The 23,537-nt window shown below is 71.1% G+C and carries 24 protein-coding genes and 1 pseudogene; 18 read left to right on the forward strand and 7 right to left on the reverse strand.

The features are described 5' to 3' along the window. Nucleotides 1-54: 54 nt before the first annotated feature. A complete protein-coding gene (locus tag O1G22_RS41065) occupies nt 55-1,065 on the reverse strand; it encodes a LacI family DNA-binding transcriptional regulator (RefSeq protein WP_270085973.1) in 1,011 nt (336 codons plus the stop codon). 154 nt (nt 1,066-1,219) lie between these two features. Between O1G22_RS41065 and O1G22_RS41070 the strand changes: the two genes are divergently transcribed. From O1G22_RS41070 to O1G22_RS41120, 11 genes are all read left to right on the forward strand, one after another. Next, the gene (locus tag O1G22_RS41070) at nt 1,220-2,359 is read left to right on the forward strand and encodes a substrate-binding domain-containing protein (RefSeq protein ID WP_270085974.1); all 1,140 of its coding nucleotides are present in this window, start codon (nt 1,220-1,222) and stop codon (nt 2,357-2,359) included. Nucleotides 2,360-2,471: 112 nt separating this feature from the next. Next, nucleotides 2,472-3,824 carry an ABC transporter substrate-binding protein gene (locus O1G22_RS41075; RefSeq protein WP_270085975.1) on the forward strand — a complete coding sequence of 451 codons (1,353 nt, stop codon included), beginning with the start codon at nt 2,472-2,474 and terminating at the stop codon, nt 3,822-3,824. A gap of 29 nt (nt 3,825-3,853) precedes the next feature. Then, on the forward strand, nt 3,854-4,837 hold the full coding sequence (locus O1G22_RS41080; RefSeq protein ID WP_270085976.1) for a carbohydrate ABC transporter permease: 984 nt from the start codon (nt 3,854-3,856) through the stop codon (nt 4,835-4,837). Continuing rightward, complete coding sequence (locus O1G22_RS41085; RefSeq protein WP_270085977.1) at nt 4,834-5,697, forward strand: carbohydrate ABC transporter permease; 864 nt, start codon at nt 4,834-4,836, stop codon at nt 5,695-5,697. The genes O1G22_RS41080 and O1G22_RS41085 overlap by 4 nt, the downstream gene beginning before the upstream one ends. Before the next feature lie 23 nt (nt 5,698-5,720). Then, nucleotides 5,721-6,701, forward strand: coding sequence for a hydroxyacid dehydrogenase (locus O1G22_RS41090; protein ID WP_270086674.1), 981 nt, complete (start codon nt 5,721-5,723; stop codon nt 6,699-6,701). Further along, nucleotides 6,698-8,572 carry a DUF2264 domain-containing protein gene (locus O1G22_RS41095; RefSeq protein WP_270085978.1) on the forward strand — a complete coding sequence of 625 codons (1,875 nt, stop codon included), beginning with the start codon at nt 6,698-6,700 and terminating at the stop codon, nt 8,570-8,572. Before O1G22_RS41090 ends, O1G22_RS41095 begins: the two co-directional genes overlap by 4 nt. A 127-nt stretch (nt 8,573-8,699) precedes the next feature. Next, entirely contained in the window at nt 8,700-9,398 is a 699-nt protein-coding gene (locus O1G22_RS41100) for a FadR/GntR family transcriptional regulator (protein WP_270085979.1), read from the forward strand. A gap of 42 nt (nt 9,399-9,440) precedes the next feature. After that, entirely contained in the window at nt 9,441-10,889 is a 1,449-nt protein-coding gene (locus tag O1G22_RS41105; protein ID WP_270085980.1) for a four-carbon acid sugar kinase family protein, read from the forward strand. After that, a complete protein-coding gene (locus tag O1G22_RS41110) occupies nt 10,889-11,752 on the forward strand; it encodes a class II fructose-bisphosphate aldolase (protein ID WP_270085981.1) in 864 nt (287 codons plus the stop codon). Before O1G22_RS41105 ends, O1G22_RS41110 begins: the two co-directional genes overlap by 1 nt. Nucleotides 11,753-11,988: 236 nt before the next feature. After that, nucleotides 11,989-12,906 carry an NAD(P)-dependent oxidoreductase gene (locus O1G22_RS41115; RefSeq protein WP_270085982.1) on the forward strand — a complete coding sequence of 306 codons (918 nt, stop codon included), beginning with the start codon at nt 11,989-11,991 and terminating at the stop codon, nt 12,904-12,906. Then, on the forward strand, nt 12,903-14,360 hold the full coding sequence (locus tag O1G22_RS41120) for a GntT/GntP/DsdX family permease (protein ID WP_270085983.1): 1,458 nt from the start codon (nt 12,903-12,905) through the stop codon (nt 14,358-14,360). Before O1G22_RS41115 ends, O1G22_RS41120 begins: the two co-directional genes overlap by 4 nt. Nucleotides 14,361-14,500: 140 nt before the next feature. Here the strand turns inward: O1G22_RS41120 and O1G22_RS41125 are convergent, their stop codons facing one another. Continuing rightward, nucleotides 14,501-14,890, reverse strand: coding sequence for a hypothetical protein (locus O1G22_RS41125; protein WP_270085984.1), 390 nt, complete (start codon nt 14,888-14,890; stop codon nt 14,501-14,503). Nucleotides 14,891-15,287: 397 nt separating this feature from the next. Continuing rightward, nucleotides 15,288-15,695, reverse strand: coding sequence for a hypothetical protein (locus O1G22_RS41130; RefSeq protein WP_270085985.1), 408 nt, complete (start codon nt 15,693-15,695; stop codon nt 15,288-15,290). Between the two features lie 127 nt (nt 15,696-15,822). On the opposite strand from O1G22_RS41130, the gene O1G22_RS41135 reads away from it, so the two are divergent. Both O1G22_RS41135 and O1G22_RS41140 read left to right on the forward strand, forming a co-directional pair. Beyond that, nucleotides 15,823-16,062, forward strand: a complete 240-nt coding sequence (locus O1G22_RS41135) for a hypothetical protein (protein WP_270085986.1) — start codon at nt 15,823-15,825, stop codon at nt 16,060-16,062. 74 nt (nt 16,063-16,136) lie between these two features. After that, the gene (locus tag O1G22_RS41140; protein WP_270085987.1) at nt 16,137-16,682 is read left to right on the forward strand and encodes a DUF6882 domain-containing protein; all 546 of its coding nucleotides are present in this window, start codon (nt 16,137-16,139) and stop codon (nt 16,680-16,682) included. Between the two features lie 74 nt (nt 16,683-16,756). Here the strand turns inward: O1G22_RS41140 and O1G22_RS41145 are convergent, their stop codons facing one another. Continuing rightward, entirely contained in the window at nt 16,757-17,557 is an 801-nt protein-coding gene (locus O1G22_RS41145; RefSeq protein WP_270085988.1) for an MmyB family transcriptional regulator, read from the reverse strand. Between the two features lie 124 nt (nt 17,558-17,681). Between O1G22_RS41145 and O1G22_RS41150 the strand changes: the two genes are divergently transcribed. Both O1G22_RS41150 and O1G22_RS41155 read left to right on the forward strand, forming a co-directional pair. Further along, nucleotides 17,682-18,002 carry an alpha/beta fold hydrolase gene (locus O1G22_RS41150; RefSeq protein ID WP_270085989.1) on the forward strand — a complete coding sequence of 107 codons (321 nt, stop codon included), beginning with the start codon at nt 17,682-17,684 and terminating at the stop codon, nt 18,000-18,002. Continuing rightward, complete coding sequence (locus O1G22_RS41155; protein WP_270085990.1) at nt 17,954-18,559, forward strand: alpha/beta fold hydrolase; 606 nt, start codon at nt 17,954-17,956, stop codon at nt 18,557-18,559. Before O1G22_RS41150 ends, O1G22_RS41155 begins: the two co-directional genes overlap by 49 nt. Here O1G22_RS41155 and O1G22_RS41160 read toward each other — a convergent pair. Continuing rightward, on the reverse strand, nt 18,532-18,975 hold the full coding sequence (locus tag O1G22_RS41160) for an Lrp/AsnC family transcriptional regulator (protein WP_270085991.1): 444 nt from the start codon (nt 18,973-18,975) through the stop codon (nt 18,532-18,534). The two genes, O1G22_RS41155 and O1G22_RS41160, sit on opposite strands and share 28 nt — an antisense overlap. A gap of 122 nt (nt 18,976-19,097) precedes the next feature. On the opposite strand from O1G22_RS41160, the gene O1G22_RS41165 reads away from it, so the two are divergent. The 3 genes from O1G22_RS41165 (at nt 19,098) to O1G22_RS41175 (ending at nt 21,762) form a co-directional block, all read left to right on the forward strand. Beyond that, on the forward strand, nt 19,098-19,646 hold the full coding sequence (locus tag O1G22_RS41165) for an RBBP9/YdeN family alpha/beta hydrolase (protein ID WP_270085992.1): 549 nt from the start codon (nt 19,098-19,100) through the stop codon (nt 19,644-19,646). Nucleotides 19,647-19,735: 89 nt separating this feature from the next. Beyond that, nucleotides 19,736-20,494 (forward strand): IclR family transcriptional regulator, encoded by a 759-nt coding sequence (locus tag O1G22_RS41170; RefSeq protein ID WP_270085993.1) that lies wholly within the window; start codon nt 19,736-19,738, stop codon nt 20,492-20,494. Nucleotides 20,495-20,592: 98 nt separating this feature from the next. Further along, the gene (locus tag O1G22_RS41175) at nt 20,593-21,762 is read left to right on the forward strand and encodes a PP2C family protein-serine/threonine phosphatase (RefSeq protein ID WP_428986458.1); all 1,170 of its coding nucleotides are present in this window, start codon (nt 20,593-20,595) and stop codon (nt 21,760-21,762) included. A gap of 19 nt (nt 21,763-21,781) precedes the next feature. On the opposite strand, the pseudogene O1G22_RS41180 reads toward O1G22_RS41175, so the two are convergent. Next, nucleotides 21,782-22,785: pseudogene (locus O1G22_RS41180) on the reverse strand (IS5 family transposase). Nucleotides 22,786-22,943: 158 nt separating this feature from the next. Then, nucleotides 22,944-23,360 (reverse strand): ATP-binding protein, encoded by a 417-nt coding sequence (locus O1G22_RS41185; RefSeq protein ID WP_270085994.1) that lies wholly within the window; start codon nt 23,358-23,360, stop codon nt 22,944-22,946. Nucleotides 23,361-23,537 lie beyond the last annotated feature (177 nt).

Consider the following 23,537-nt stretch of genomic DNA (forward strand, 5'->3'; position numbering starts at 1 on the left):
CCGGCCACGTGACCGGCACCGCACCCCCTCGCGCGCTGTGCGTGGCCGTCCGGCTCACGGCCCGGCGGTGCTCTCCCGCACCTGTAGCTTGGTGCGCAGTACCACCGTCTGCAGCGGCGACGGCTTGCCCTCGATGCGCTGCAGCAGCAGGTCGGCCGCCGAACGGCCCAACTCGTACGAGGGCAGTTCCACGGTGGTCAGGGAGGGGCGTACCAGCGACGCCCACGGCACGTCTCCGAAGGACAGCACACCGATGGCCGGCGGGGTGCGCCCGACCTCGCGGAGCGCCTCCAGGACGCCGATCGTCATCAGGTTGTTGGCGACGAACACGGCGTCCGGCGGCTCGGGCAGCGCCAGCAGTTCACGCATCGCGGCCCGGCCGCCCTCGACCCGGAAGTCGGCGTGCCGTACGTAGGCGTCGCCGGCCGGAGCGGCAGCGGGTGCGGAACGCAGCGCCGCGCGGTACCCGGCCAGGCGTTCCTCGGAGGTGGACGCGCCTTGCGGGCCGGTGATGCAGGCGATCCGGCGGTAGCCCGCCGCCAACAGGTGACGGGTGGCCGCCTCGCCGCCGTGCTGGTTGTCCACCTGCACCGCGTCCACCTCAGCCTCGTGCGGCCGGCGGTCCACGGCGACCACGGGCACGCCCCGGGCGAGCAGCGGCTTCAGGTTCGTCTCGTCCTGTGAGGCCGCCGCCACGATCACGCCGGCCATCTGCTCGCCGAGGGCGACCTCCAGGTAGCGGCGCTCCTTGTCGGTGTCCTCGTCGGAGTTGCACAGGACCACCGAGAGACTGGTGCGCTGCGCGGCGTCCTCCACCCCGCGGGCGAGCGAGGTGAAGAACGGGTTCTCGATGTCCGGGATGATCAGCGCGATCACGCTGGAGCGCTGTTTGCGCAGCGACCGGGCGACCCGGTTGGGAGCGAAGCCGAGGGCCTCGGCGGCCTGCTGGACGGACCGGGCGCGCTCCGGCGTCACCTTGCCGCCGTTGAAGACACGCGAGACCGTCGCCGGGGAAACCCCGGCGGCTCGCGCCACGTCATGGATCGTCACCACCAGCGTGCGCATCCTTTCAGCGTGTGTGGGACCAGCGTACCCTGCACCTGAAAAGGATTTCACCAGCCATCTGCACTGACTCCGCCCGGCATCTGCTGGCTATGCTGCCGACGAAGCGCTCGGCAAAGCGCTCAAACGAACAACAGGGTGCGAGGGGACCATCAGCATGCGCGAGCCGGTCGATCTCAGGCGGCAGCGGATCATTGCCGCGGTGCAGTCCCGTGGCGCGATCCGGGTCAGCGATCTCGCCGCGGAGCTGGCGGTGTCGGTGGTGACCGTCCGGCGCGATGTGGAGGAACTGGCCCGCGAGGGCAAGCTGCGCCGCGGCCACGGTGTGGCCCGCCCGGTGCTGCCCGAGGCCGAGCGAGCCGCCGTACCCGCGCCGCCCTCGGCAGACGGCGGTCCGGTCGCGGTCGTGGTGCCCGAGCGCCACGCGTACCTGTACGAGGCGCTGCACGGCGCCCGGAGCGTGTTCGAAGAGGCCGGGATCCGTGTCGTACTGCACATCGCGCCGGCCGTCCCGGGTGCCGAACAGCCGCTTGTGGAGCGGGCGTTGGCGGATGGCGCGCGCGGCCTGCTGATCGCTCCGCGCTGGCGCAGCCGCACCACGGAGGAGGCGGACTACGTCTGGCTGTCGCGCCTGGACGTGCCCGCGGTGGTGATGGAGCGCAGGCCGCGGCGCGGCAGCGCGCTGCACGCCATGGACACCGTCTGTACGGACCACTGGTACGGCGTCCATCTTGCCGTCGAGCACCTCACGGCACTGGGTCACCGGCGCATCGTCCTCGCCGCACGCGACGACAGCCCGACGGCGCGTGCCGTCCGTGCCGCGTTCACCGAGATCGCGGCGGACCACCCGGACGTCGACAAATGGGCCGTGGCGCTCAGTTCGCCCGGCGCGGTGCCCGACCGGGCGGCGACTGCGCAGACGCCGGTCGAGCTGCCCTCGCTGATGGCCGGGCTGGGCGCCACGGCCGCCGTGCTGCACGGCGACGTGGACGCCCTGATGCTGGTGCAGTCGCTGCGCGACAACGGCGTGCGGGTTCCGGAGGACTGCTCCGTGATCGCGTACGACGACGTCGTCGCGGCACTCGGCAGCACGCCGCTGACCGCCGTGTCCCCGCCGAAGGCGGACGTCGGCCGTGCGGCCGCGGAACTGCTGCTGCGCCGGCTCGACCCGCGGGATCCCGGCGGGGCCACGGCACCCGTGCGGCGGTTGGAGCTGCTGCCGGTGCTGAAGATCCGCGGTTCGACACAGGCGGCGGACACGCTGCCGGTCTCGGACTCAACTTCCGTATCGTTATGAGCGTTTGACCGTTTTGTTTTCTTCTGAACGATCTATTGACCAGGTTCATTCAGTCGATCAGTATTCCCGTGACTCGCACCCATGAGAGCCGCAGGAGCCGCGGGAGGCACCCATGCCTGGTCGACAGAGCCGTCGATCCGTGCTCGCCGCGATCACCGCGCTGCCGCTGTCCGGCGCCCTGAGCGCATGCAGCGGGAACGACAGTGCGTCCGTCCGATCCGGGAGCAGCAGCAAGTCCGGCACCAAAGGCACGACCACCATCACGTTCTGGTCCGCCCTGCGCGGCAGCCAGCAGGTGGTGGACGCGTTCAATAAGACGCATGACCACATCCAGGTCGACTTCGAGCAGATACCCTCCGGCACGCAGGGCGGGTATCTGAAGCTCAGCAACGCGGCGCGGGCCGGCAACGCCCCCGACGTCGCCACCATCGAGTACCCCCAGCTGCCGGGCTTCGCGATCGACGGCGTCGCCCGCGACATCACGCCGATGATCAGCGACGGCCTGCGGGCGAAGCTGCTGCCCCAGTCGCTGAGCCAGACGACGTTCGGCACGCGCACGTACAGCGTGCCGCTCGACATCGAGCCCATGGTGCTGCACTACCGCAAGGACCTGTTCGACAGGTTCGGCTTCGAGGTCCCCACCACCTGGGACGAGTACGCCGAGCTGGCCCGCCGGGTGCGCCGCACGGGCGGGGGACGCAGGATCGCCACCTTCCCCACCGACGGCATGTCACAGATGGCCGCCTGGTGCTGGCAGGCCGGGGCGCAGTGGTTCGACATCTCCAAGGGCGCCTGGAACGTGTCCATGGCGGACGCCCCGACCCGGAAAGTGGCCGCGTACTGGCAGCGGCTCATCGACGAGAACCTCGTCTTCTGCAACTCGGTCAGCTCCCGCCTCTACGACGCGCAGATCGCGGGCGGCCTGGTCCTGACCCGGCTCAGCGGCGCCTGGGACGCCGGCGCGCAGATGAAATCGCACCCGGAGCAGAAGGACGAGTGGCGCATCGCCCCGCTCCCGCAGTGGACCCCCGGCAAGCCGGCGCTCGGCACGCACGGCGGGTCGACGTTCGCCGTCACGAAGGACAGCAAGCATCCCGAGGCCGCCATGGAGTTCATCGAGTGGCAGGTCGCGCACCCCGACGCCCTCAAGGCCCGGCTGTCCAGCGGCGCGAGCAGCCAGTACCCGGCCGCGACCGGACTCGTCCCCGTGGGGCGCGCCGCGTTCGACCGCGCGTACTACGGCGGTCAGGACATCTACCGGCTGTTCGAGGAAGAGGCCCACAAGATCCGCGACGGCTGGGTGTGGGGACCGCGCATGACCGCCACCGGCTCCGTCATGCAGGACGCGTTCGCCCGCGCGGGAGCCGGCTCCGGCACCGTCCTGTCCGCCATGCGCGCCGCTCAGGACGGCACGATGCCCGACCTCAAGGCGCTGGGCCTCGCCACCACCCAGCACTCGACGTGACCGCCCCCACCCGAGAGGCAGGTGACCCCATGACCGCGACAGCCCCCGTCCCGACGGCGCAGGCCGCCCCGTCCCGGGCGGCGGACGCCGCCCGGCGCAAGGCACAGCGCGCGGCGAAGCGCCGCCTGGGCGGTGCCGCCGGCGTCCTGATGGCGCCGTTCTTCATCCTTCTCACCCTCGTCTTCCTGATCCCGGTCGGTACGGCGGTGTGGCTGAGCTTCTTCAGCGACGACCATCCCGGCCTCGGCTTCGGGCCGGCGCGCACCGTGTTCGTGGGCCTGCGCTCGTACACCGCCGTGCTCACCGACCCGACGTTCCTGTCCGGACTCGGCACGGTCGGGCTGTACTGCGTGATCTACATCCCGCTGATGGTGATCGGCTCCCTGGCGCTCGCCCTGCTGCTCGACTCCGGTGTCGTCCGGCTGCGCGCCTGGGCCCAGTTGGGCCTGTTCCTGCCGCACGCGGTGCCCGGCATCATCGCCGCCCTGATCTGGCTGTACCTGTACACGCCCGGCATCAGCCCGGTCATCGAGGCGCTCGCCAAGGCCGACGTCACGGTCGACTTCCTCGGCCTGCACACCACGCTGCCGTCGATCGTGAACATCGCCCTGTGGAGCAACCTCGGCTACAACATGGTCGTCTTCTACGCGGCCCTCCAGGCGGTACCCCGTGAGGTGCTGGAGGCGTCCGTGATCGACGGCGCGGGACCGGTGCGCACCGCCCTCCAGGTCAAGGCGCCGCTCGTGCGCTCCTCGATCGTCATGGTCGCCATGTTCACGCTGATCTGGGCCCTGCAGCTGTTCACCGAGCCGATGCTGCTCCACCAGTCCTCACAGATGATCAACACCAGGTTCTCGCCGAGCATGTACATCTACGACGCCGCCTTCAGCCGCAACAACTACTCACTCGCGGCCGCCGCGTCGGTGATCCTTCTGGTCATCACCATCGCCCTCTCCTACGGCGTCACCCGCTGGACCAACCGCGTCGACCAGGCCGAGGAGAACGCCCGATGAGCGCCACGGACTCCACCCTGCTGCGCCCGCGCCTGCTGGGCCGGGCGACCGTCAACGTCGTCGTCGCGATCTCCGTCCTGTACACCCTGCTGCCGGTGGTGTGGCTGCTGCTCGCCGCGTCGAAGTCCCGCGACGCCCTGTTCAGCAGCAGCATCCTGTCCTTCAGGGACTTCTCCCTCGTTCAGAACATCAAGAACCTGTTCACCATGGACGGCGGACTGTACGGGCGCTGGTACGCCAACAGCCTGCTCTACGCCGTCCTGGGCGCGGCGCTCGGCGCGCTGATCAGCGTCGCCTGCGGGTACGCCTTCGACAAGTACCGCTTCCGGCACAAGGAGAAGCTGTTCGGCCTCGTGCTGGCGGCCGTCATGGTGCCGCAGACGGTGCTCGCGCTGCCGCTGTACCTCATCGCCTCCGAGACCGGTGTCGTGAACACTTTCTGGTCGGTGTTCGTCCCCGTCCTGTTCAACCCGTTCGGCGTGTACCTGGGCCGCATCTTCGCCCAGGGCTATGTGCCCGACGAGGTCCTGGAGGCAGCGCGTGTCGACGGCGCCGGCGAGCTGACGACCTACGCACGTGTGTCGCTGCGCATGCTGGGCCCAGGCCTGGTCACGGTCTTCCTCTTCCAGCTGACGGCGATCTGGAACAACTTCTTCCTGCCGATGGTGATGCTGTCCAACCAGGACCTGTATCCCGTGAGCCTGGGTCTGTACCAGTGGAACAGCCAGGCGACCGTCTCGCCCGAGTACTACCCGGTGGTGATCATGGGCTCGCTCCTCGCGGTCCTCCCGCTCATCCTCGCGTTCGCCCTCCTCCAGCGGTTCTGGCGCTCCGGCCTGACGGCGGGGGCGGTCAGGTGACCAAGCTCAGCGCGGCGCTGGCCATGTCGCCCGCGGCGGCGACCGCCGTCTTCACGCCGCGGTCGCTGGCCGCGCTCGCGAACGTGTGCGACCTGGCGCCGCTGCCGGTCCTGGACGACCTGACGACCGTACGCGCGAAGGCCGTACTCGCCGATGTCGAGCTGCTCGTCACCGGCTGGGGGTGCCCGCGGCTCGACGCGGACGTCCTCGCGGCGGCGCCCCGGCTGAGGGCCGTGGTGCACGCGGCCGGTTCGGTGCGCGGGCACATCACCGACGCCTGCTGGGAGCGGGGCGTGGAAGTGTCGTCGGCGGCCGCGGCCAACGCGCTGCCGGTCGCCGAGTACACGCTCGCCATGATCCTGCTGCACGGAAAGCACGTGCTGGAGCGGGCCCGCGACTTCCGGCGGACCCGTGAACGCGCCGACTGGCTGCTGACCCCGCACGAGGTGGGCAACTACCGCCGCACAGTGGGCATCCTGTCCGCCTCCCTGATCGGCCGCCGGGTCATCGAGCTGCTGCGCCCCTTCGACCACGAGGTGCTGCTGCACGACCCGTACGTCACCGAGGCCGAGGCCGCGGAGCTGGGCGTGGAGTGGGTGGACCTGCCCGAACTCTTCGGCCGCAGCGACCTGTTGAGCATCCACACGCCGCTGCTGCCCGCCACCCACGGCCTCGTCAGCCGGGAACTGCTGGACGCCATGCGGCCGGGAGCCGTGCTGATCAACACCTCGCGCGGCGCGGTCGTCGACCAGGACGCGCTCACCGACGTGGTGCGCGCGGGCCGCATCCGGGCGGTGCTCGACGTGACGGACCCTGAAGTCCTGCCAGCCGACCACCCGTTGTGGGACTGCCCGAACGCTCTGATCACCCCGCACCTCGCCGGTTCCCAGGGCAACGAGTGGGAGCGGCTCGCCGACACGGCCGTCGGCGAGGTGGCCCGGTGGGCCGAGGGCGACGGTTTCGCCCATTCCGTACGACGCGAGAGGCTGGCGTTCCTGGCATGAGCATTCCCTTCGAACTTCCCGCTGAGAACCGGGAGTCGAGCCCGCACACCGGCTACACCCGCGCCCACTGGGAGGCCGTCGCCGACGGGCTGCTCGGCGCCGCCTGGCGCTGGGCGACCCCCGGCGGCGCCCTGCTCGATCTGCCGGGCCGCCCCTCCGGGTCCGGCGTCCGCTCGGACGGACTGGAGGGCTACGCCCGCACGTTCCTGGCGGCCGGCTTCCGTGTCGCCGGCGCCGGCGGCAAGGACCCGCACGGCTGGCTGGAGCGCTACGCGAGCGGCCTCGCGGCGGGCACCCGCACACCCGGCCGGGACGACGCCGAGTCCTGGCCGCTGATCCTCGACCACCATGTGCAGGGCCAGCCGATGGTCGAGTCGGCGTCGGTGGCGCTCGGCCTGACCCTGACCCGGCCGTGGCTGTGGGACCGGCTCGACGGCGACGTACAGGACCGGGCCGAGACCTGGCTGCGCGGCGCCCTCACGCACACCCCCGCGCCGAACAACTGGTACCTCTTCCCGTTCATGGTGGCGTCCTTCCTGGAGTCGGCCGGCCGCGGCGACACGGCGACGGAGCGGGCCATGGAGCGGGCGCTCGACCTGATGGAGACCTGGTACCGGGGCGACGGCTGGTACGCGGACGGCGACGGGCGGGCCTTCGACCACTACAACGGGTGGGCGCTGCACCTGTATCCGCTGCTCCACGCCCATCTGTCGGGCGACACGGCGCTGTCGGACCGGTTCGGGCCGCGGCTGCGCGAGCATCTGGAGGGCTTCTCGCTCCTCTTCGGCGCCGACGGGGCGCCGATCCACTTCGGGCGTTCGCTGACCTACCGGTTCGCGGCGTCGGCGGCGGTCGGCATGGGGGCCGTCACGGGGCACACACCCTTGTCCCCGGGCACGTCACGCCGCCTGATCAGCGCAAATCTCCGCTACTTCCTCGACCGGGGCGCGGTGACGGACGACGGCCTCCTCAGCCTGGGGTGGCACGGCCCGCACACCGCCACGCTCCAGTCCTACTCCGGCCCCGCGTCCCCGTACTGGGCGTCGAAGGCCTTCGTGGCGCTGCTCGCGCCCGAGAACGCCCCGCTGTGGACGGCGACCGAGGAGCCGGCGCCGAGCGAGGGCCCCGACCGGGTCCTCGCGCTGCCTGCCCCCGGGCTGCTCGTGCAGTCGACCGGGGCCGACGGGATCGTGCGCCTGCACAACCACGGCAGTGACCATGTCCGGCCGCACGAGGGCGAGTCGGCGGCGCAGGACGACCCGCTGTACGGCCGCCAGGCGTACTCCACGCACACCGGCCCCACATCGCGGGCCAACGTCGCGGACAACCATCTGTCCGTGGAGGTCGGCGGCATCGCAAGCGTGCGGCGGCGCATCCATCCGCTGGGCGGGGGACAGGGCGACGGATGGGGCTGGGCGGCGTCCTGGCACCGGCCGGTGTTCGTTTCCGGGCCGCCGATGGTGCCGGGGCTGCGCGTCGAGAGCGTGACGGTGGCGCGCGGGCGCCACGAGCTGCGGATCCACCGGGTGGTCGGGGCACCGCACGGGGCGCGGGTCACCCTCACCGGGTGGGCCACGCAGACGCTCCGCTCCGAGCTGGCGGGACTGCACGGCTGGGGCGAGGCGGACCAGGTGCGGGCGCCCGAGGGCACGGCCTACGAGCCGTGGGTACGGATGCCCCGGCTCTCGGCGCGGGTCCACGGGACCGCGGTGCTCGTCGCGCTGGCCCGCCTGGGCGCCGATGCCGATGCACCGCCGCTCGCCGCCGCCGTGACCGAGGTGACCTGGGTGGACGGGGAACTGCGCGTCCACTGGGCGGACGGGCCGCGGACCGGCGTGACCTTCGAGCCGCTTCGGGTGAGGACGGCGTAGACGATCACGGAGCCGACTGGTCCCGACCCGGGGTATTGACGCGCCCTTCGCCGGGTGTCACTGTTACCGGCACATAGACATCAGATGTCTGACGTCAGATGTAGTGATCGAACGAAGAGGTTCCGCCATGTCGCTCTCGGACGACCTTGCCGAGCAGCTGCTCACCGCGATCATCGACGGGCAGTATCCGCCGGATGCCGTCCTCCCGCCCGAGGGAGAGCTCTCGGAGCAGAGCGGGGTCAGCCGCCTGACCGTCCGCGAGGCGGTGAAGCAGCTGCGGGCGCAGAACGTGGTGAGGGTGGTGCGCGGCCGCGGCACCTATGTCAACCCGCCGGACCGGTGGACCGCCCTGGAACCGGTGGTGCGGGCGGCCTCGCGCACCGCGAGCGGCGCCCTGTCGGAACGGTTGATCGAGGCGCGCCGGCTCATCGAGAACGGCGCGTGCGAGCTGGCCGCCTCCCGCCGTACCGAAGAGGACCTGGACGTGCTGCGTCAGCACCTCGCGCTCATGCGTGAGGCCGCCGAGGCGGGCGACACCGAGCAGTTCGTGCAGGCCGACATCGACTTCCACGACACGGTGATGAGGGCGACGGGCAACCTGTTCGTCCCGCTGCTCTTCGAGCCGTTCGGCCCGCTGCTCGTCGAGGGGCGCCGGGAGACCTCGGCCGTCCCCGAGATCCGCACGAACGCCATCGCCCACCACGAGGCGGTGCTCGCCGCGCTGGAGACCGGCAACCCCGATGCGGCCCGAGCCGCGATGGACGGCCACATGAACCAGACCGCCGACGATCTGCGCACCCACGTGATCAAGCGCGGCCGCGACTGACGAACCTCCGCTCAACTCCCCGACAGACACCAGGAATTCGCCATGTCCCTACCCCTCCCTGCCCAGCCGGGGCCCGTTCCCGAGGCCGTGGTGCTGGAAGGGCTGCCCCCGGTCCGCGAGGCAAGCGCCGCCGAGGTGGCCGCCCGTATCTCCGGCGGCCCCCGTCTCGTCGTCCTCGACGACGATCCGACCGGCACCCAGACGGTCGCCGACGTCCCGGTCCTGACCTCCTGGACGGTGGAGGACCTGCGCTGGGCACTGCGCCAGGACAGCACCGCCTTCTTCGTCCTCACCAACACCCGCAGCCTGTCGCCCGAGGACGCCGCCGCCCGCAACCGTGAGGTGGTCCGGGCCCTGCACACGGCGGCGACGGCTGAGGGCGCCGGTTATGTCCTGGCCAGCCGCGGCGACTCGACCCTGCGCGGGCACTTCCCGCTGGAGACAGATGTCCTCGCCGAGGAGCTGACCGAGCTGGGCGCCGGCGCTCCGGACGGTGTGGTGCTGGTCCCCGCCTACATCGAGGCGGGCCGGCTGACCGTCGGCTCCCGCCACTGGATGCGTACGGCCGACGGACTGCTGCCGGTCGGCGAGAGCGAGTTCGCCCGTGACGCCACCTTCGGCTACCGCAGCTCCTCGCTGCCGGAGTGGGTCGAGGAGAAGACGGCCGGGCGGGTCAGGGCCGACGAGGTGCTGCGCATCACGCTCGACGACCTCAGGGGCGGTGGCCCGGCACACGTGGCGCGGCTGCTGTCCGCGCTGCACGGCGGCCGTACGGCCGTGGTCGACGCCGTGTGCGACGACGATCTGCGAGTGCTGGCCCTCGCCCTCGCGGAGGCGGAGGAGAACGGCACGCGGCTGCTGTACCGGGTCGGGCCGTCCTTCGTCCGGGCCCGCGCCGGACAGGCCGGCCGGGCCCCGCTCACCCCGGCGGAACTGCGCCGGCTGCGCGGGGACGCACCGCACGGCCTGATCGCCGTAGGATCCCATGTCTCCCTGACGACACGGCAGTTGGGCCGGCTGCGGGAGCGTGGCGGGATCGCCGAGTACGAACTCGACGTGGCGCTCCTGCTCGACGAGGCACGGCGTGACGCCCACATCGCCGAGATCGCGGCCGCGGCCGCCGGCGCACTGGACGCCACGGACGCCGTGATCCGCACCTCGCGCACGCTCGTGACGGGGGCCGACGCCGACGACAGCCTGGCGATCTCCCGCCGGGTCTCCGCCGCGCTCGTGGAGGCCGTGCGCCGGGTCAACGCCACCCGGCGACCCGCCTTCGTCGTCGCCAAGGGCGGCATCACCTCCAGCGACACCGCCACGCACGGCCTGCGGATCGGCCGTGCCTGGGCCCGGGGCACGCTGCTGCCCGGGATCGTCTCGCTCTGGGAGCCCGTGGACGGCCCCGCCGCCGGTATCCCCTACATCGTCTTCGCCGGGAACGTCGGCGACGCCGACGCCCTCGCCGACGCCCTCGACCTGCTCCGGAGCCCCTGATGCTGCTGCACGGAACCGACGTCCTGAAGGATGCCGCGGCCGCCGGTCACGCGGTGCCCGGGTTCGTCGCCTACAACCTGGAGACCGTCCAGGGCGTCACGGCCGCCGCCGAGGCCTGCGGACGACCCGTCCTGATCCAGGCGGGCTCCAGCCCCTTCAAGCACGCCGGGCGCGAGGCCCTGATGCGACTGGCTCTGGACGCCGCCGCACACTCCACCGCTCGCCTCGGTGTGCACCTCGACCACAGCAGGGACCTGGACGAGATCACGGCCTGCCTGGAGGCCGGCTACACCTCCGTCATGGTGGACGGTTCCCACCTGCCGTTCACCGAGAACATCGCTCTGACGAAGGAGGCGGTGCGGCGGGCCCGCGACCACGGGGCCTGGGTGGAGGCCGAGCTCGGCGCCCTGCCCGGCGACGAGGACGTCTCCACCGACGCCGTCGCCCAGGCCACGGCGATGACGGATCCGGACCAGGCGGCCGAGTTCGTGGCGGCCACGGGCGTGGACGCACTCGCCGTCGCCGTCGGCAACGTCCACGGCTTCACCAAGAGCCCGGTCCGCCTCGACCTGGCGCGGCTGGCCGCGATCCACCAGGCCGTACCGGTCCCGCTCGTCCTGCACGGCGCCAGCGGACTGCCCGTCGAGGAACTGCACGGCGCTCTCACGCGTGGTGTCGCCAAGGTCAACGTCAACGCCGAACTGCGCCGCGCCTACCTGGAGGCGGTCCGCAGCACCCTCCCGGCCGCCCTGCCCGGTTCCGACGCGGTCTCCCTGTGGGCGTCGGGCCGCGACGCGGTCCGGGACGCCGCTCTGGAGGTCATCGGCCGCCTCACCCCCGGCGCCGAGACCGCAAACGCCTGACCTCGGCCCGGCCCCGCCGACGACGGACCGCACAGCGCCGCCGTACCGCCCGAGATCGTCGTACGGCGGCCCGCCGCACCGCTCCCCTCCGGCGAGCCGCCACTGACGCCGCGGGCTCCTGCGCCATCCCCACGCACGAGCCGCGTCCCCCATATCCCCTGCTCCGCTGCCGGCACCTCTTCCCGGCAGTGGGCCGCCCTTCCCCTCTCTCCTCACTTCTCCCCAGGAGGACGAAGATGTCTCCGCACCCCCGTCCCCGCACGGCCGTCATAGGCCTGGGTGCCATGGGACTTCCCATGGCGCGCCGTCTGGCCGGCGAACTGCCCGTCTCCGTCTACGACATCGCCGCCGACCGCCGGGCCGGCCTGACCACCATGGGCGCCCGCGATGCCGCGTCCCCGGCCGAGGCCGTCCGTGACGCCGACGTCGTCGTACTCGCCGTACGCGACCAGGCCCAGGTCGAGGGCGCGCTGTTCGGCGAGAACGGCGCCGCCGAAGCCCTCCGCCCCGGTACGGCGGTGATCCTCACCAGCACGGTCGGGCCCGAGGCGGCACGCAGCACCGCCGCTCGGCTCGCCGTACGTGGGGTGCTGACCGTGGACGCGCCGGTCAGCGGTGGCCCGGTGCGGGCCGGCAACGGTGATCTGCTGATCGTCGTCGGCGCCGAGGAGGTGGCGCTGAAGGCGGCCCGCCCGGTCCTCGACCTGCTCGCCTCGACACTCACGGTCGTCGGCCCGCGCCCCGGCGACGGACAGGCGATGAAGGCCGTCAACCAGCTGCTGGCAGGCGTGCACATCGCGGCCGCGGCCGAGGCGATCGCGCTCGCCCGTGGCCTCGGGCTCGACCCGGGCGCGGTCGTGGACAGCCTCAAGCACGGCGCCGCCGGCTCCTTCATGTTCGCCGACCGCGGGCCCCGCATGGTCCAGACCTACGACGACGGCCCCGAGCCCGAGGTCAAGTCACGGCTCGACATCTTCGTCAAGGACATGGGCATCGTCACCGGCATCGCCAAGGACGCCCACGTCCCCGTGCCCCTGGCCGCCGCGGCCGAACAGCTCTACCTGCTCGGCGAGCGCGCCGGGCTCGGCGCCCGCGACGACTCCTCCGTCGTCACCGTCCTGTCTCCCAAGTCCCCGGAAGGAGTGGGACGATGAGCCACACCACCCTGCTGGTCATCGCGGCCGCCGGTGTCGCGACCCTGCTCCTGCTCATCCTGAGAGCCAAGGTCCAGCCCTTCGTCGCCCTCGTCGTCGTCAGCATCGGCGTCGCGCTGGCCGCGGGTGTGCCCGCCGCCGACCTGGTGAAGACCATCGAAGAGGGCATGGGCGCCACCCTGGGCCACATCGCCACGATCATCGCACTGGGCGCGATGATCGGCCGGATCATCGAACTCTCCGGCGGCGCCCACGCGTTCGCGTACTCCCTCATCGAGAGGTTCGGCTCCCGCCGGACCCCGCTGGCGCTGGCCGTCGCCGGGTTCGTCCTGGGCATCCCCGTCTTCTTCGAGGTGGGCCTGATCATCCTGATGCCGATCGCGTACGGCGTGGCCCGCGCCTCCCGCAAGCCACTGCTGGTGTACGCGCTGCCGATGGGCGCCGCGATGCTCACCGTCCACGCCTTTCTGCCGCCGCACCCGGGAGCCGTCGCGGTCGCCGAGGCGATCGGCGCCAGCCAGGGCCTGATGCTGCTGATGGGCATCCCCCTCACGGCCGTCGTGGTCCTGTTCGGCTACCTCGTCTCCCGTCGTCTCACCCGCCGCGCACACCCGATGGATCCGGCGGTGTACGCCGAGGTGTACGGCGCTCCGGACACCGATGGGGGCACGTCCAGCGCGGCGCAGGCACCCGACGGCACGCCGAACAGCCCGACGCCGGGCGAAGGCGGCCGGGGCGCCGCCGTGCTGACCAGGCCCGCCATCCAGGGCACCGATGTCCGGCCGCCGTCCTTCGGCATGGTCCTGACGCTGATCGTCACTCCGATCCTGCTGATCCTCCTCGGCACCATCGGCGAGAACACCCTCCCCGCGGGCAACACTCTCCGCGCCGTACTCACTGTCCTCGGCGCCCCGATGGTGGCACTGCTCATCGATGTCACCCTGTGCGGCTACTTCCTGGGCGCCCGCCGCGGCTGGAACCGCGCACGCATCTCCGAGGTCATGGGCTCCGCACTGCCGCCCGTCGCGATGGTGATCCTGGTCGCGGGCGCGGGCGGTGTCTTCGGCAAGGTCCTGGTCGCCAGTGGCATCGGCGGTGCGATCGCCGACGTCCTGGAGAGGACCGGCCTGCCGGTGCTGCTGCTGGCCTTCCTCACGTCCCTCGCCCTGCGGGCCGCCCAGGGGTCGGCGACCGTCGCCCTCGTCACCACCGCCGGCATCCTCACCCCGCTGCTGCACCGAGCCGACCTGTCCACGGCGCAACTGTCCCTGGTGGCCCTGGCGATGGGCGCGGGCGCCCTGGCGCTGTCCCACATCAACGACGCCGGGTACTGGATGTTCACCAAGCTCGCCGGCCTCGATGTGGCGACGGGGCTGCGCACCTGGACCGTACTGACGACAGTCATGGGATGTGCGGGCTTCGCCTTGACCACCGTGCTGTGGCCCCTGGTCTGACCCGGCGCACGGCGGTGCCTGCCCAGGCCTGGGCAGGCACCGCCGCCGTTCTGCATCAGCCGGCTCCGATCGTGATCCGAAGCTCTAGCCCACGCCCGCGACAGCCTCTCCCGCTTCACTCCGCGAGGCGACCCGCCCTCCTACGCACGGCCCCACTCCGACATCGCCGTCAGCGTGGTCGCCATCGTCGCGGCGCCCTCGGTGAGGCGGGACAGGAGGGCGCGGGACACCGGCGGCGGCAGATCCTGGCTTCCGCATGGCACCGCGAATCGAGCCCCGGCCCCACCGACGAGGAACGTCGGCTGCGGGAGAGACTGGACCAGAAGCATCGCATTCACGAGGCTGCCGCGACCGATCCGCTGCCACAGGTCGTCGGCTACGAGGGCTATGTGCCCGAACCGTGCGTGCTGCATGCGGAGCAGGTGGCCACCTACCCCTTCGCGGGCCTCCTCCCTGAGGATCTGTGTGCCCGGATCGACGCCTGGGAAGAGGAGCAGGAGGAGGATGGCGAGCAATCGGCGGACGACCACGCGACGCTGGTGGCCTGTCAGTACGACCTGTCGATCCCACCGGGCTGGCGTGTGGGCGGTTTCGCCTCCTGGCACGCAAGGGACCCGTCCCCGATGAACTGCCCGACCTGCGCGGCACCCCTGCACCTGCTGCTGACCATCGACAGCACGGAGGGGACGGCGGCAGCGGCAGCTGGAAGCCGCTGGAGGAAACGAACCTGCCCGCATGTCAGTCGGCCCGGCCGACCCAGGTCACCGTGGGCCGCTGGGGTGAACTCAACATCTTCGCCTGCCCCGCAGATCCCGCTCATCCGCACCGCTGGAGCATCCAGTAGGCCGGCTCCCGAGCGGCCGGTCCGCCACATGCCGACTCCTCTGGAGCGGCATGTGGTCAGCAACGGCGTACCTCCGCGATCGATCAGCGAACCGTGACGGTCTCGGTCGGCGTGACCATCTGCAGGTGGAGCTTCTTCGAGTTCCAGTCCGTCTCGTAGAGCGCGCCGCGGAACCGCAGTGTGCCACGGTGCTGCGTCCGCACCCACGTGTCGACCGAACCGCCGTCGAAGACCGCACCGTGAGCGCACTTCACCGTGCGCCAGGAGGTGCCCTGTCGCTCCTGCACACAGAACCTCTGAAAGAGGTCGTCGTCCTTCATGGCGTAGCCCTTCAGGTGGACGCGCGCACCGGCTGTCACGGTGTGCGGACTCGCCTTGAAGTCATAACTGACCTTTGCGGAGGCCGTCACCGCGCTCAGCCCGAGCGCAGAAATGCCGATCGCCGCGACGACTGCCGCACGCGCGGCCTTTCGGTTGAGAGCGCCCATCATCCGTCTCTGTCCTCCTCGACCCGCAGCTTCCGTATCACCTCACCGATTCCAACCACTCAGAGGACGGTCGAGGGAGCACCGTTGCCCGGCGATTCATCATTTTTTGACAGCAAGACACTATTGGCCCATGGAAGACGATGTCCCGACCGTGACGGTGCGCCTGTGGCGTGCGGATGCCATCGTGTTGTTCGACTGGCTGATGAGCACGGATCTCGATACGGTCCCGATCTCCCACCCGGCCCAGAAGCAGGCCCTGGCCGACCTGCTGTCGCGCCTGGAGTGGGCTGCGGACACCGATGTGACCGCGTCGACCGCCGAGGAGATCGCCGCGGCTCAGCAGGAGGTCGCCCGGGACATGGGCTGGTAGTTCAGCCGCGCTGCCGGGAGCCTTGCACAGCCCGCTGGAGAGCGTGTGCGGGGCCTCTGCGAGACTCCTGTGACATGGAGCAGTTCGAAGGGGCCGATTCGGCCGGCGAGGCAGAGGATTCCGCGCAGGACGGCGGGCTGGGCATCCTGGTCCTGCAAGGTGAGGAGATGATCAGGCAACTGGCCCAGGCCCACATGACGTGGGGCCTGGGGACCGCCGATCGCTGGGATCTGGATCAGACGACCGGGCTCATCACCTGGACATTTCCTGACAGGAGTGCGACGGCGCCCGCCCAGATTCTCGGCAGTTACAGCCCCCGGGCGGGCTCGTGGATGTGGGCCTGGGCGAATCCCAGCATCCTGCCCGAGATGAGCCGCGACGCGCGCAGTCTTCGCGACTGGGGCGAAGCCCACGGCCATCATGCCTTCACCCGTGCCAAGTTCGACGCCGACGAGCAGGCGGTGTCGACACTGGTCGCGATCGCGGTGAGGGCCACCAGGGCGACAGGGTTCTACCGGGGGCCGGGCGGAAACGCCTCCGTGATCATCACGTTCGGGCCGGTCACTCTGACCGCCGCCGACGGCAGCACGTCGACCTTCGACATCGACATCGACGGCTGAACGCACAGGGCCGGGCGCGTGGCGGCGCGAGCGGCGTCCGCTGTGCGCAGGCGGCGTCGGCAGAGGTACAGATGTCAGCTGAACTCGGCATGGTGGCGTAGGGCCGTCTCGGTCGCCCGGTCGGCGGGAAAGAAGAGCTCGACGCACAACTCGGACAGGGTCACGTCCGCGGGGGTCCCGAAAGCGCTCATCATGGTGAACATCGACAGCTCCTCACCACCGACTTCCACCCGCCAGGACAGCACCGGGTCGTCCGCGCCGTCGGAGGACAACCGGCTCCAGGTGCGACGGTCGGGGATGGCCGGCCAGGTGGTGATCTCGTCGGCGAGCGCGACGAGGGCCGGGTCCTGGGTCCGGACGACGGCCCGGTCCAGCCGGCGCAGCAGATGGGCGGACCACTCCGGGAAGTTGCGGGTACGGCGGGCGAGACCATCGGGGTGCAGTGCGGTACGGAAGATGTTGGTCGGCACGCCGCGGACTTCTTCCGGGATGCCGGAGACCAGCCGGCGCCCGGCCTCGTTGGTGAGCCGCACATTCCACTGACGGTCGATCACGGCACCGGGAAACGGATCGTGCGCGTCCAGGAGCCTCTGCAACGACGCCCGAACCCCGGACAGTCCGGAATCGGCCAGCGCCGTCTCCGGGTAACGGGGCGCGTAACCGGCGGCCAGCAGCCAGTCGTTCCGCTCGCGCAGCGGAAGGTCGAGATGCCGGGCGATCGCCACGAGCACGCCGGGACTGGGCCTCGACTTGCCCAGCTCGACGAAGCTCAGATGGCGGGGCGAGATCCCGATCCCGTGCGCCAGATCCATCTGGCTGCGCCGGGCCAGGCCCCGCCGGCGACGGATCAGATCCCCGACGGTCACGGCTGTCACGAACCGCGACGATAGCCCGCGCAGGGGCGGGAAACGAGTACCTGCCAGGTATTCGCATCGCCGTCCCCGCCGGTCGCACGATGGCCGGGTTCCACCGACCTGTGACCGTGAGAGGACCTCACCGATGCCCTACTTCGACACCACCGACGGGACCCGGCTCTTCTACGCGGAGGCGGGCGAGGCCGGGGGCCGCACCGTCGTCTTCGCCCATGCCTGGGCACTCAACAGCGGGATGTGGCACTACCAGATCCCCGCCGCTCTCGCCGCCGGCATGCGCTGCGTCGTCTTCGACCGGCGCGGCCACGGGCGGTCCGACGTGCCCGGACGGGGCTACGACCTCGACCGCCTCGCCGACGACCTGGCGGACTGCTCGCCCACCTGGAGCTGCGCGACGCGGTGCTGGTCGGACACTCCATGGGCGCGGCCGAGGTGGTCCGCTCTCTGACACGTCGGGGAGACGAGCGCGTCAAGGGGGTCGTCCTGAGCGCGCCCACCACACCGTTCCTGCTGCGCACGGACGAGAACCCGGAGGGCCCCGTCCAGGCGGCGACCGCGGAGGCGGCCCGTGCGGTCATGTGCCGCGACATCGGCGCGTTCGTCGAAGGCACCTCGGGCGCCGAGTGGTTCGGCCCCGGCCACCCGGTGTCGGCCGGGCTGAGCGACTGGACCCGCCGCCAGTTCTTCGACACGCCGCTGCAGGTTCTGCTGTCGACGAACGAGACATGCATCGAAGCGGACCTGCGCGAGGAACTCACCGCGATCACCGTCCCCGCCCTGGTCATCCAGGGAGACGCCGACCGCTCGGCACCGATCGAGTACACCGGGTACAGGACCCATGGCCTGCTTCCCGACTCACGGCTCGTAGTGATCGACGGCGCGGGACATGGCCTCTGCATGAGCGACCCGGACCGCTACAACAAGGAGATACTCGCTTTCGCGAACACCCTGCCCATGAGGGCGTCTCGCGCCGACGGTCACTCGGCGTCGGTCAGCGGCTTCTGAGGGTAGGCGCGGAGCACGAGGGACGTGGTGACAGGGCCGTAACGGGCAAGTGCGTCGACGACTTCTTCGAGGCGTCCTGCCTGCGGGCAGTAGACGTCGAAGATGAGGCAGTCTTCGCCGGTGACTCTGAGGGTGGAGGTGATCTCGGCGGTCCGGGAGGCGAAGTCCAGGGCACGCGCGAGCTGGGCGTGGGTGGTGCGCAGCCGGATGACCGCGTGAATGTTCAGTCCGAGGGCAGCGGGGTCGACCACGGCTCGGTAGCCGGTGATGACGCCGTTCTTCTCCAGCCGCTGGATGCGGGCGGCGGCCGCGGGCTGGGAGAGTCCGACACGGCGCCCCACCTCCGCACCGGTCAGCCGGCCCTCGGCCTGGAGCAGGGTGAGGATGTCCCGGTCTATCCGGTCGAGTGATTCCATCGTCGTCCGTACCGTTCTCTTTGAGATCACTTGCATCACCGCCACCGCCCCGATGCATCCCTCAGAATCTGCGTCAGGTGCCCCCGTGATCGTAGGGGCGGCGAATGGAATGGTGGTGGGCAGTGGCCGCGTACGTCATCGTCCCGGGCATCGACGGCTCGGACGGGCAGCACTGGCAGACCCTGTGGGAGCGGCACTGGGGCACCTCAGCGGTGAGGATCTCTCCTTCCTCCTGGTCCGCCCCCGATCTGGATGACTGGGTCGACGCTGTCCAGGAGGCGTACGACCACGCTTTCCGGCAGGACAGCAGCGTTGTGCTGGTGGCACACAGCCTGGGTTGCTGGGCGGCGTCCACCTGGCTGCACAAGAACCCCTCAAGCCCGACAGGCGGCGCGTTCCTGGTCGCGCCGCCCGACCCGCACGGGCCCGCGTTCCCACGCCGGGCGGCCGCGACGTTCACCGAGGTGTCCGCACGACCCCTGCCGTGCCCGGCCCTGGTGGTGGGCAGCGCCGACGACCCGTACTGCACCCCCGAGGCAGCAGCCGGTTTCGCGGCGCGGTGGGAGGCACGATGGCACCTGGCGGGCGCGTGCGGACACATCAACTCCGCCAGTGGCCTGGGCACGTGGCCACACGGCCGTGAACTCCTGGACTCGCTGAGCCGGCAGTGATCAATCACCGTGTGCGACGGACCCGACGGGATCCGTCGCCCGCTGGTCCCTGCCTTGCCCGTGTCACGTGCCCAGCGCAGTCTGGTCCTATGGGCGTTCAGGACGGCCCCACGCTCATCACGTCCGTGCAGCGGGCCTTCCGGTTGCTGGAGGCGGTGAGCGCGCACGAGAACGGCGCGCCGGCGAAACAGCTGGCACGCGAGACCGAGCTGCCCCTGGCCACCGCCTATCACCTGCTGCGCACCCTGGTGCACGACGGATACGTGCGCAAACTCCCCGACGGCGGTTTCGTCCTCGGCGACAAACTGAAGTCCCTGCACTCGGCGGGCCGCACACAGACACTGCTCAGCCGCGTCCGCCCGGCGCTCGCCGCCCTGCGGGACGAGCTGTCCACCGCCACCTACCTCACGTTCTACGAGGACGGCGAGATCCGGGTCGCCGAGATCGTCGACAGCCCCCGCACACCGCGGGTGGATCTGTGGGTGGGGTTCGAGGACGCCGGCCATGCCACCGCCCTCGGCAAGTCCGTCCTCCGTGAGCTGGACGAGGACGCTCGCCGGGACTATCTGTCCAGGCACCACCTCGCCGACCTCACTCCCCGGACGATCACCAGCGTTCCGGACCTGCTGCGCAGGATCGAGTCGTCCCCCTTGGCACCGGCGGTCACGGACCTGGAGGAGTACGCGCTCGGCACGGTCTGCGTCGCCGTGCCCGTGTACAGCGGCGACACACTCGGCTCCCTCGGTGTCTCCCTGCCGGTGGAACGGCAGGCCCGGTTGCAGGAGATCCGGGCACGCCTGCTACCGATCGCGAGCCGGGTGACCAGAAGCCTCTCGCTCACTATCTGAAAATCCGCTCCTTGTGGCTGCCCGCGCCCAGCCCGTTTGCTTAATGAAACGGACATTCCGGGTGCGCACCCCATCCAGGCGAGGACAGCGGACGACACATGACCCAGGCGCGACACCATGGCGGCGACCACATGCCGATGCGGCTGTTCAGGAGCCGTACGGCCGGGGCCTGGGGCTGGGCCCGCCGGTGTACGGGCGGGCACCTGGCCCCCGGAATGTGTGTGCTGCCCCTCCTGCTCCTCGCCGTCGTGTTCGTCGACGTCGCCGGAGGGATCTGGCTGCCGCTGCTGGCGGCCGGACCCGCGCTGGCCGCGGCCACCAACGGCCCGCGAGGCGTGCTGGGCGTCGGACTCGTCGCCGCGACGCTGGGCGCCCTGCTGGGGCACCGGCAGGGGATTCCGGCCGGTGAGCTGGCGGCCGTACTGTCCGCCCTGCTGGCCGTCACCGCGGCCAGCGGCCTGGCCGGCGCGCTGCGCGGCCGTCGTGAACGGGTGCTCGCGGCCGTACGCTCGGTCGCCGAGGCCGCCCAGCACGCGCTGCTCCAGCCCGTTCCGGAGACCGTCGGCCCGTTCCAGGTGGCCGTCCGCTACAGCGCCGCGGCGGCCGAGGCCCGGATCGGCGGGGACCTCTATGCCTTGGTGCCCACCCCGCACGGCGTCAGGCTGATCGTCGGAGATGTGCGGGGCAAGGGGCTGCCCGCCGTGGGGACCGCCGCACTCGTGCTCGGCGTGTTCCGAGAGGCCGCCTATGACGAGCCCGACCTGCTCGCCGTCGTCGGCAGGATCGAGCGGAGTCTGGCCCGCAATCTCGGCCCGGACGACTTCGTCACCGCGGTGATCGCCGGATGCCCGGGGTCAGGGCACTTGGAGGTGGTGAACTGCGGACACGCGCCTCCGCTGCTGATCTCCGCTTCCGGAGACGTCACGGCGGTGGAACCGGCCCAGCCGACCCCGCCTCTCGGGCTGCGTGCCCTTGCAGGACAGGCCCCCCGCCTCCAGCATCTGCCCTTCGCCGTGGGAGACCAGCTGCTGCTCTACACCGACGGGGTCACCGAAGCCCGCGATCACGCCCGCGAGTTCTATCCGCTGGCCGCGGGCGTGGCCCGCCATGTGTCCGACGAGCCGGCGCACACGCTCGGCGCGGTCCACGACGAGCTGCTGGCACATGTGGGAGGCCGGCTGCACGACGACGCCGCCCTGCTCCTGCTCCGCAAGCGGTCCGCGGGCGGGCAGGTTCCCGTGCCGCACCGGACCGAGGTCGCGCTCTAGGGCCTGTGTGATGTTGTGATCAACCGGTTGCCTTCAGGAGGTCGTTGATCCAGATCATCGAGGCACGGAGGTGGAGGCCGGCGAGGTAGCTCTCGGGTGTTTTGTCGTGTCGAGTCGCGATGCCCCGCCAGGCCTTTAGCTTGTTGATCAGGCGCTCGACGGTGTTGCGCTCCTTGTAGAGCTCGGCGTCGTGGCGTGTGGGGCGACCGCCCCGTCTGCCCTTCTTCTTCCGGTTGGCGGCCTGGTCCGTCTTCTCCGGGATGACTGCCTTGATGTTGCGACTCCGCAGGTAGGAGCGGTTGGCACGGGAGGAGTAGGCCTTGTCCGCGGCGACAGCGTCGGGCCGGGTCCGGGGCCGCCCGACGGGAAGACGGATGCGCACCTTCTGCAGCACGGGGACGAATTGCGGGCTGTCGGCGGCCTGTCCTGCGGTCAGGACGAGGGACAGCGGACGACACTTGCGGTCTGCGGCCAGGTGAATCTTGCTCGTCAGTCCACCGCGGGATCTGCCGAGCAGGGCCTGGCTCAAGCGGAGCTTGCGCCGTCGCCTGATGTGCCGCCGCTCTTCGCGCTCGGGGTCGTCACTGCCGTGCTGTCCGCTCTGTTCTGGCGGGCCGCCCCTTTTTGCCGGGCCCGTTCCTGTTCGACGGCGGCTTCCTCAAGGGCGTCCAGGACCTCCTTGCCGATGCGCATCCCGGCCGCGTCGTGGTGAGCGCGGGCCGTGGTGGAGTCCACGCTGACCAGGGATAAGTCCGTCTGTCCCTGGCGGGCGGCCTCAGTGATCAAGCCTTCGAGCAGTGCGGTGAAGACTCCGGCGTCCCTCCACACCCGGAAGCGGCCGTAGACCGTCGGCCACGGTCCGAACTCGCCGGGCATCTCCCGCCACTGGCTGCTGGTGCGGAACCGCCAGATCACCCCCTCGAACTGATCCCGCAGTCGTGTGGGGTACGGTCCGTACTCGCCTATCGGCAGGAACGGCTCGATCAACTTCCACTGTTCGTCGGTGAGTTGCCTGCGTGTCACGATGGTCTTCCTACCGGATCCCCCGTCCTGAGGGACCCGGATCGGCAAGATTGATCACGACACCACACAGGCCCTAGGGCCCGTCCGGCGGATCAGGCCGGCTCAAGGCAAGGGGGCCTCATCAACACGCGACTCCGGCAAGATCCGCCGGCCAAGCCCTAGCCCGCCGCGAGATGGGCCCAGCGGGTGACCCCGCCGGCGTGGACGCGTATGCCATGACGAGTCGCCAGGGCATGGACGATCGTCTCGCCCCGGCCATGCTCGTCCGGATCCGTCCCGGCACCGCAGCGGCGCAGCGAGAGCGCGGGTCCCGCGTCGGTGACCTCGATGCGGACACCGTCACCGGGCGCCCAGGACAGCCGCAGTACGGCCGGCGGGCGGGCGTGCACGATCGCGTTGGTGACCAGCTCGGACACCACGAGGAGCACGTCCTCGGCGACTCCCGGAGCCACGCTCCAGTCGGCGAGGACCGCCGCCACACTTCGGCGTACGGCCGAGACGGCGCCGGCGGCAGGCGGCACCGGACACACGTGTTCGTATGCCGCCCTGAGCAGCGTGGTGAGCTGTGCCGCCATGGTCTCTCCCAGTGATGTGTGCGGCCGGTCCGGCGCCATGTCTCCGCGCTTACCGGCTGCGTAGCAAGCTAGGGAGACAAACCGGGCAGGTCAATGAATGGTGGTCGGCATTACCGAACGGGGACCTCCCGCCCGCTCCGCAGAGGCCGCCCTCCCGTACGGCGAAGCGTCCCTGGC

The sequence above is a fragment of the Streptomyces camelliae genome (assembly GCF_027625935.1).
Classification (GTDB): Bacteria; Actinomycetota; Actinomycetes; order Streptomycetales; family Streptomycetaceae; genus Streptomyces; species Streptomyces camelliae.